General features: G+C 63.2%; 8 protein-coding genes. 5 read left to right on the top strand and 3 right to left on the bottom strand.

Annotated features, from left to right (window positions below; translation table 11 throughout):
• Nucleotides 1-260: 260 nt before the first annotated feature.
• Together SGJ19_16730 and purN are read left to right on the top strand one after the other, a co-directional pair.
• On the top strand, nt 261-1109 hold the full coding sequence (locus SGJ19_16730; GenBank protein MDZ4781898.1) for a hypothetical protein: 849 nt from the start codon (nt 261-263) through the stop codon (nt 1107-1109).
• Nucleotides 1110-1122: 13 nt separating this feature from the next.
• Nucleotides 1123-1752: a phosphoribosylglycinamide formyltransferase gene (purN, locus tag SGJ19_16725; GenBank protein MDZ4781897.1), complete on the top strand. Its 630-nt coding sequence runs from the start codon at nt 1123-1125 to the stop codon at nt 1750-1752.
• Here the strand turns inward: purN and SGJ19_16720 are convergent.
• Both SGJ19_16720 and def read right to left on the bottom strand, forming a co-directional pair.
• Nucleotides 1742-5548 carry a family 16 glycoside hydrolase gene (locus SGJ19_16720; protein MDZ4781896.1) on the bottom strand — a complete coding sequence of 1269 codons (3807 nt, stop codon included), beginning with the start codon at nt 5546-5548 and terminating at the stop codon, nt 1742-1744. The genes purN and SGJ19_16720 overlap by 11 nt on opposite strands.
• Nucleotides 5549-5590: 42 nt before the next feature.
• Nucleotides 5591-6193 (bottom strand): peptide deformylase, encoded by a 603-nt coding sequence (gene def / locus SGJ19_16715; GenBank protein MDZ4781895.1) that lies wholly within the window; start codon nt 6191-6193, stop codon nt 5591-5593.
• A 200-nt stretch (nt 6194-6393) separates the two neighbouring features.
• Between def and SGJ19_16710 the strand changes: the two genes are divergently transcribed.
• Nucleotides 6394-6645 (top strand): FeoA family protein, encoded by a 252-nt coding sequence (locus SGJ19_16710; protein MDZ4781894.1) that lies wholly within the window; start codon nt 6394-6396, stop codon nt 6643-6645.
• Nucleotides 6645-6869 carry a FeoA domain-containing protein gene (locus SGJ19_16705; protein MDZ4781893.1) on the top strand — a complete coding sequence of 75 codons (225 nt, stop codon included), beginning with the start codon at nt 6645-6647 and terminating at the stop codon, nt 6867-6869. The genes SGJ19_16710 and SGJ19_16705 overlap by 1 nt, the downstream gene beginning before the upstream one ends.
• Nucleotides 6870-7030: 161 nt before the next feature.
• On the opposite strand, the gene ndk is transcribed toward SGJ19_16705, so the two are convergent.
• On the bottom strand, nt 7031-7492 hold the full coding sequence (gene ndk / locus SGJ19_16700; protein ID MDZ4781892.1) for a nucleoside-diphosphate kinase: 462 nt from the start codon (nt 7490-7492) through the stop codon (nt 7031-7033).
• Between the two features lie 315 nt (nt 7493-7807).
• Here ndk and SGJ19_16695 point away from each other — a divergent pair, with 315 nt between their 5' ends.
• The gene (locus tag SGJ19_16695) at nt 7808-8830 is read left to right on the top strand and encodes a DUF1207 domain-containing protein (protein MDZ4781891.1); all 1023 of its coding nucleotides are present in this window, start codon (nt 7808-7810) and stop codon (nt 8828-8830) included.
• Nucleotides 8831-8929: the final 99 nt, after the last annotated feature.

Genomic DNA, 8929 nt, shown 5'->3' with positions numbered 1-8929 from the left:
GGTGTTGTAATCATAGCTTCCGGCGACTCGGATTGCCAAGAATTCAATGGCCGCGACGAACTGTCTTGGGTGCGTCTGCGGCGCGTGGCCGCTATGATGACGGGCACTGCGCGCGACACGAGGATCGAGGAGCTGGCGACGTGACGACTTGGGCTTTCCATCGCGGAAACTGACGAATTCTTAGCCTGGCGCTGTTGGTGGCGACGTTAGCTGCGCCGCTCCCTCTGCGTGCGCAGGAGGCGGCGTCCAAGTTGAGTTTCGTGTACGCCACGAAGCGCTACGCCGCGAGCGATCTGGTCTCACGCCCGCTGATCGGCCGTTCGGTGACGCGGCTCACGCAGCCGGACAGTTTTTGCCTAGAGCCGGCCATTTCCGCCGACGGCAAGCGCATCGCCTACACGCTCTTCCAGGGCGGCGCTTCGCAGATTTGGGTTGCCAATATTGACATGTCGAACCCGGTCTGCATTGCGGGCGGCCATGCGGATCGCAACCCGTGCTGGAATCCCGCGGGCGACGCAGTCATCTACACGACGTTCAACAATGGCAACTACGACATCGCCATGCGCGGGCTGGATGGATCCGGGCCGGTGCTGCTGACGAACGACTCGAACTTCGATTCCGATCCCAGCGTGTCGCCGGACGGTACGACGATCGCATTCACCAGTAATCGCACGGGGTTCTTCCGCTTGTACTTGATGAACATGAACGGTCAGGCGCTGCGCGATCTGCTGGGCGTCGATCTCGTGGCCTCGGTGTATCCGTGCTTCTCGCCCGACAGCAAATCGATCGCCTTTGGCGGCCGCTCGTCGAACGGCACGGTGCAACTCTTCACCGTCGGCGTCGACGGCAACGGCCTCACTCAGATTACGCCGGAATCGACGCGGCAATGCTCGTACGCCTCGTGGTCGCCGGACGGCCGTTACATCGCTTACGTCCGCTTCGAGCGTTGGCCGAACTCCGTCGGCCCCAACCAGGATCCAGCCGATGATAAACTCGGCGGTGACATCATGCTGTACGATACGGAGACGAAGCAACACACGCAGCTCACCGCGGCGGAAGGTCCGATGTGGGGCCCCCGGCCCGCTTGGTTGCCGTTGAAGGCGGAGTAACTTACGGAGCCCGATGCGTTTTCCTCAGGTGGATCGATTGCGGTTGGCGGTGCTCATTTCGGGCAGCGGGACGACGCTGCGCAATCTGCTAGCTCAAATGGACGAAGGCCGGCTCTCGGCGGAGATTCCGTTGGTGATTTCCAATACACCGACGGCGAAGGGACTCGATTTCGCGCTAGAACGCAGTATCGCGACTCAAGTGATCGAACGTAGCAGCGTGGAATCGCGCGAAGCGTTCAGCGAGGCTGTCTTTAGCGCTTGCCGCGCGGCGTCGCCGCATTTCGTCGTGATGGGCGGCTTCCTCAAGCATGTGCTGATTCCGCCCGACTTCGAGAATCGGGTGCTGAACATTCACCCCGGCCTGATTCCGGCCTTCTGCGGGAAAGGGATGTACGGCCACCACGTTCACGAGGCCGTCTTAGACTACGGCGCCAAGGTCTCCGGCTGCACTGTGCACTTCGTGGACAATCAATACGACCACGGGCCGATCATCCTGCAGCGCGTCGTGCCGGTGGAATCGGGCGATACGCCGGACTCGCTCGCCGGACGGGTGTTCGAGGCCGAATGCGAGGCCTATCCCGACGCGCTGCGATTACTCGCCTCGGGACGCGTCGAAATGGTCGGCCGCCGGGTTATTTCGTAGCGCCCAGGAAGGCGAGCAAATCGCGCAGTTCTTCGCGCGAGAGCGTCGTATCGAGCCCCTGCGGCATAACTGAAATCGCGGCCGGTTGCAGGGCGTCGATCTCGTCGCGGCGAATGCGAATCTCGGCGCGGTCGCCGGTGCGGAGCGTCAATTCCTGCCCGCTCTCCGTGCCGATGACGCCGTTGTGCGTCAGACCGGCGACCGTGGTGATCGTAACGGGTTCAAACCCACGGGCGAACGAGGCGCTCGGGAACACCACCGCTTCGAGCAAATCGCGACGCGTGCGGATGCGGCCGATCTGCGACAAGTCGGGCCCAATGTTGCCGCCTTCCGCGCCATGTCGATGGCACGCGGCGCAAGCGGCCTTGTTGCCATGAAACACCAGGCTGCCGCGATCGGCGTCGCCGCCATCGAGCGTCGTGGCGATCTGATCCAATAATGCAGCGCGCGACGCGGACTCCGCCCGGCTCTGGACAAACAGCGGATCGGCCGCGGCGCGCACTTCCGGCGGATAGCCGCGCAACGCCTGTTCCAATTGCGCGATCGGCAAACTAGCGCGGGATTCAGATTTGCTAAGCGCTGCGATGAGCGCCAAGCCGGTCGCGGCGTCGGTGTCGCGCTCGAAAGCGCCGAGCAACACAGGAACTAACAACGGACTGGCCTGCGCCACAATCGGCACGAGCGTCTGTCGCTGGACCGACGTTAGCGGCGCTCCGGCTAAGACCCGCGCGGCGGCCAACAGTCGCTCCGGCTTGGCCGCTTCGTTCTCCGCATGAGCGAACTCCGCCGTCAGCAAGGCAAGCAAGGGTTCATCAAGCGGATGTTCCCAGTTCACGAGAACGTCCGCGGCGGCGATCCGCGCGGCAACGGGTTGCTGCCCGTCATGCGCGAGCGCGACGACGGCGCGTTCGAACGAGCGATCGCGCAAGCCTTTCACGGCCAACAGTGCCGCGGTGTCGCCTTGGAGAATTAGCGCCGCGAGCGGCGCGCGCCAAGCGTCCGGCGTAACTTCGAGCGTCATGCGACTGATCGATTCGAGCGCCAACGTACGTCGCGTGTCGTCGGTGGTCGTCAGCGCGCCGCTCATCAGCGATTGCACTTGCGGTTCCTTGCCAAACGCGACGAGCGCCCCTCGCAACGCGGCCGATTGCTCGGAAGTCAGCGCTTCCTTGCCTTGCAGCCAGGCGGCCAGCACCGCCACGGTCTCTTCTGCCCAACCGGGGCGACGGCTGATAATCTCCAACGCCGTGCGCTGCAACAGCGGGTCGACCGTGTCCAACAGCGGCGGCATCAGCTCGCGCCGCAGCCCGCCAGCCGGCATCTGGTCCAACGCAATCAACGCTGCGCGCTTCACCTGCGGCGAATCATGAGCGAGCCCGGCGATTGTCGGCTCGGGATCGTTGATTTCGATCATGGCGTAGATCAACGCGTGTTCCAGCAGGCGATCATTCGTGGCGGCAAGCGCGGTGAGGATCGCCGGAACTGAATCGCAATCGCGCAGCGCGCCCAGCGTCGTGGCGGCCTCGCGACGCACCGAGAGCGACTCGTCCGCGAGCAACGGGCGGACGCGGCCCACGGCGCTGACATCGCGCCGACAGAAGACGGCATGCACCGCGGCCTCGCGCACCAACGGCGAGGAGTCCGCGAGTGCCAAACTCAGGTCCGCGCCATTCATCCTGCACATCGCCCACACGGCGTTCACCTTGGCGCGTTCGCTGGCGCCGGTCGCCAGCAAACTCTGCAAACCAGGGAACGCGGATTGCCCTTGTGCGACGAGTGCGGCCAGTGCTCGTTCGCGAACCGCCGGGCGGTCATCGTCCAGCAATGCAGCCAGTGCTTCCGGCGTAGCTTGATCCCACCCCAACTTATTACCGCGTGGATCGTCGATTGGCTTCGCGTCAGCGCGACGAATCCGGTAAATCGCCCCCAGAACATTAGGCTTCGCGATCTGCGAAACCGGGCAACCGTTGCGGAACCAGCCGCCGGTATCCACCACCAGCACGCTGCCGTCCGCGTCTTCCAGCACGTCGGTGAAATGCACATCGGGATTCGTCGAGGCCAGAAAATCATGCTGTTCGCCGACATACGTGGAACCGTTCGGCGTGAAGTTCACGCGAACCACGCGCTGCGTGTTGAACTGCGTGACCAGAAAGCTGTCGCGGTAGTCGTCTCCCAATTGCGCGGTGCGCAGCCGGGTGAGCCCGGAAACCGCCACGTGGCCAAAGCTGTAAGTGCTATCCAGTAAATCACCGGTGCGCGGCAGGCCTTCGATTACGCCGCCGTTGTGCGGATACAGCCCACCCCAGATCCATTGCACCAGCGCATCGTCGCGCGGGCGGTTCTTCAACAGGTTCACAGTCCCGATCATCTGCCCCGCGTCGGTGAAGTCGAGCTCCACCGGATTGTTCATGCCGCCGGCGCAATGCTTTCGAATATCCGAGCCGTCCGGCCAACAGGAGAAAATCCCGGGGGCGTCGCTCTTCACGATCAACGCACCGGCCGCGTCGCGTACTTCGTGACCGTCGCCGCCGATGCCGTGGACCCAATAAATGCGGCCATCCGGCGCGAAGTGCGGCCCGTGCAGGCTGTCGGCGATCCCGCTATCGGCGAACTTGCCGACCAACGCCGTGCGCTCATCGGCCACGCCATCGCCGTCCGTATCGCGCAGCCGCCAGATGTACGGCGCCGACGAAACGTAAAGCGCGCCGTCGTGCCAAACGCAACCGGACGGAAAAGTCATGTGATCGGCGAACACCGTCGAGGCATCGAACACCCCATCGCCGTCTTTGTCGACGACCATCAGAATCGAGTTTGGTTCCACGATCGCCAGATCCGGCCCGAACAGATTCACGCCCGCCGCCTCGCAAACGAACATCCGGCCGCGATCATCGAGGCAGGCCATCATCGGAAACCGCACCAGCGGCGCCGCCACGGCCGTTTCGATGGTGAAACCAACCGGCGCCGTGAGTTCAGGTTGCTTGAACTCCGGCGCCACAGCCGCCGCCGTGGCTTCCGCGGGAACATCGAGCGGGCCGCCCCAGATCGGTTCAATCTCGATCTTGCGGTAAACGATTTCCGAACCTTCCGCCTGGAACGCGATCCGCCCCGCCACCAGCGGCACGAGTTGTCCGTCCGGCGTCGGCTGCCGCAGATCTGTGCAGAAATTCACTTCCTCGCCGTTCACCGTGCAGCGCACCGAGCCACCGGCGACGGTCAGCACCACCTGATTCCAATCGTCGCGTACGTTGCCGCCGCTCGGCAACACGCGCCGCGTGGATTCTTCTGTACCTAGCTGGTACAGAATCCCGTCTTGATCGGCATATCGCGGCGATTCCCCGGCGGGCGACTTTGCTCCAACCGTCGTGGCCCCTTGCGCGCCGTGCATCATCACCAACTCGCCGACTTTGTCGGTTTGAATCTGGCATTGCACCGACGTGGGCCACACGCCGTCTTCGCCAACGACGTGAACCAGCACGCCGGAATCGCGGACGGAGTCTTTGCTTTCGGAATCTCCCCAGCGGTATTCAAAACGCAGCCGGTAAAACGAGTAACCGGTTTCGGTCGCCAGATAGCCTTTGACGCCCGACGGCTGCGAGCGCGGCGGTTCGATGTGGATTTCACCGTTCTCGACGCGGATTTGTTCCGGATGCGCCGGAGCATTCGCCTGGTATACGCGCCAACCAGTGAGGTCGCGCCCGTTGAACAGCGGCGTCCACTCATCGTCGTCCGCCCGGGCAGCGGCCGCCCCAAAAGCCAAAATGCCGAGAGCCACCGTCAAGCACGACGCGCGGAACATAAGGCGGACTCCAATTGGGAGCGGGCAAGGGCGTGGCGGCGACTAAGTACGCAGCGCTTCGAGCTCCAACAGTCGCTTGTGCGCATCCTCGTCGCTGGGGATTTCTCCCCGTTCTTGGCGGCTAGTATACACGAGGGAGAACTCCTCCAGCGCGTCGCGAGCTTCCATTTGGCCGGTGGCGCTCAGCCGGTCGACGAACAGCTTGCCGTCCAGGTGGTCGGTCTCATGTTGGACGATCCGGCTGAACAGCCCGTCCAGTTCCAGGTTCATCTCCTCGCCGCGCAGGTTGAAGGCCGTGATCACGACCCGCTCCGGCCGCTTCACATGGGCGTACAGGCCCGGGATGCTCAGGCAGCCTTCCTCGGCATCCGCGCTTCCCTTGGGCTGGCTGATGACTGGGTTGATAAAAACGAATTCCTGGTCCTTCCGTTGGCGATCCCCCTCGGGGTTGGCGACGAACACCCGGTACGGCAGGTCCACCTGGTTGGCGGCCAGTCCAACCCCCTTATGAGCGTACATCAGCTCGAACATCTCCTGGATCATGGAAACCAGCTCGGCATCCACGCGGCGGAGGGGTTTGGAGAGGTGCCGCAAGGCCGGATGAGGGTAGAGGACGATGCGTAAGCCGGTGGTGGTGTTGCTCATAAATGAGAGTATAGAAACCCCCTGCACCCAAGCCCAGGGAAGGCCCCCGAAGACGTTGGCGATCAAAAAATCCACGTAGGCCTTCCCTGGGTTTCGCCCCGCCGCTTGTGAGCCGACCAGCCACCGTTGCGTCAGCACGCCGCCAGGCGTAGAATCAGCTTGACACTGAGATTCAATCTCAAGCCAATCCTGGTCGTGAAATGTCCATCGCCCCCACGCCGGTCGTGATCCCGTTGCATTGCTTGCGGAGCGGCGAAACCGCGGCCGTGGAAGCGATCTGCGGCGACGCGGCGCACGTTCACCGGCTCCGCGAATTGGGTCTGCAGGACGGCCAGGAAATCGAAATGCTCCAGTCCGGCTCGCCCTGCATCATTCGTCTCGGCGGGCAACGGCTTTGCTTCCGGAGCGATGACGTCACCAGCGTGCTCGTCCGGACAGGATCAACCGGCTGATGCGACTCGCCGAGTTAAAACTAGGCGAGCGAGCCCAGGTGCTGGCGGTCCCCGGCGTCGACGAAGTCAGCGTCCGCTTATTGGAAATGGGTCTCACTCCCGGCGCGTCGTTGGAACTCGTCGGCATCGCCCCGCTCGGCGACCCGCTGGAACTGGAACTCCGCGGCTACCGCCTCAGCATCCGCAAACGCGAAGCGGAGCTGGTCGAAATCCAGCGTATTTGAGCTGCGCTTTCCCATGCACGCACGAGGAGCCAACGCGGCGCGATGGGTGCCACTGGCGGCTTGTCCGCCAGTGTGGCCTTGATCTCGATGGCCAGCCCAACTCCGGCACTGGCGGACAAGCCGCCAGTGGCGCCCCACTTCAATCTCCCGGCGGTTGTGCCTTAGCTTTCGTCGTCGGCGCGAAGCCACGGCGTGAGCGTCAATTCGCTAGCGACAATCTCTTCGGCGCGGAAGTACAGAGCGATTTCCCGCGCCGAGGCCTCCGGGCCGTCCGAGGCGTGAACCAGGTTCATCTGGCGGCTGCTGCTGTAGTCGCCGCGAATCGTGCCAGCGGCCGCTTTCAGGCCGCTCGTGGCGCCGAGCATTTCACGAACCACGCGAATCACTTCCAGCCCTTCGAGCACCAACGCGACGATCGGACCGCCGGTGATGAATGCCTCCAGGTTCGGATAGAACGGCTTGCTCACGTGTTCAGCGTAGTGCTTTTTCGACAACTCCGGGGTCACGCTCAGCAGCTTCATGGCGACGATGTTGAATCCCTTGTCCTCGAACCGAGTGAGGATCTTGCCGGCCAAACGGCGCTGGATGCAGTCGGGCTTGAGCAGGATGAGGGTACGTTCCATGGCGGGCGCGGCTCCGATTTTCTCGATGTCAGATGGGGAGAGTTTAGAGGATCGCCGTCGGCCATGTAAGTGCCGGGGGGCAACGGCGGATTTGCCTTGTTTTCCAGTCCCCGTGTCCTGCCCAATCCTCAGCCTCAAATGAATTCCTGCCGCGGAGAATCGCGCAAGATTTGCCGATAAACAACAAGGCAAATCTGGATGGATGTGACTGCGCGCCGGGTAGGCGCCCGCGCGCAAGCAGCTATTTCGCCGCAACTCGACCCAATTTGACAAGCGCCAGGCGAAGCTCCGACCCGCTTCGCTCGGCTTTAAACGATGCTCTACCCGGGGGGGAAGACTGGAGCAGCCGCGCGTCACTTGTTGACGCGGTTGCTGGGCTGCGCGCTGGCCTGCTGGGCGACGATCGCCGCGGCGCAAGCCCCAGCGTATCCGCAGCGCAACTGGATTGAGCCCTATCCCGAGACGATTGTTGCCTCGGATCAAACGCTCGAGACGCCGCCGGACGAGGCCGCGGTGATGGTCAGCGATGACGCGACCTGGATGGCGGATCCTCCCGTCGAATACTGCGACGACGACGTCTGGAACTGGCGGATTCTCCCGTCCGGCTTGGCGTACCGCGCGTATCTCGCCGGGCCGCGGGAATCGCGCTTGAGCAGTTTCTGGGCGCACGAGAAAGATCAGGGCTGGCTCTGGGACGTTGCCCTCGGCGGTCGCGCCGCGTTGCTACGTTACGGCACGCAGAATGGTATCCGGCCGCAAGGTTGGGAACTGCAAATCGAAGGCGCCGGGTTGCCGCGGCTGGGGATGGAAGTAGAGTCCGACGTCCAAGCGGTGGATTTTCGGGTGGGCGTACCCCTCGTATACGCCGTCGACAATTATCAATTTAAGCTCGCCTATTACCACCTCAGCTCGCACCTGGGAGACGAGTATCTCATCAAGAATCCCGGCTTCGAGCGCCTCAACTATGTGCGCGACTCGATCGTACTTGGCACCGGCTACTACCTGACGCCGGAGCTACGTGCGTATGGCGAGGCCGCCTATGCATTCAACTTCGACGGGGGCGCGAAGCCGTGGGAGTTTCAGTTCGGCATGGAACGCGCGCCGGCGGGGCCGACCGGCGTACATGGCGCTCCGTTCGCTGCGGTGAACGGTCACTTACGTGAAGAGTTCCGCTTCAGCGGCAACCTCGTGGTCCAAGCCGGCTGGGCCTGGCGCGGCGAAGGGGCCGGACATCTCCTGCGCACCGGCTTCGAGTACTTTAACGGCCGAGACGAACAGTACTCGTTCCTACGCGAACATCAGCAGAAGATGGGCTTAGGACTTTGGTATGATTTTTAGGGTTCTTCACCCAATTCCGGGGAATGAGGGGATGAGTTGAGTCAACGGCAGGTCTGCTTCATGTTGCTGGGTGTTGACGAAACCAGTGACACTGAGCAG

Source organism: Planctomycetia bacterium, assembly GCA_034440135.1.
GTDB lineage: Bacteria > Planctomycetota > Planctomycetia > Pirellulales > JALHLM01 > JALHLM01.
This window is presented reverse-complemented; position numbering and strand designations above follow the sequence as displayed.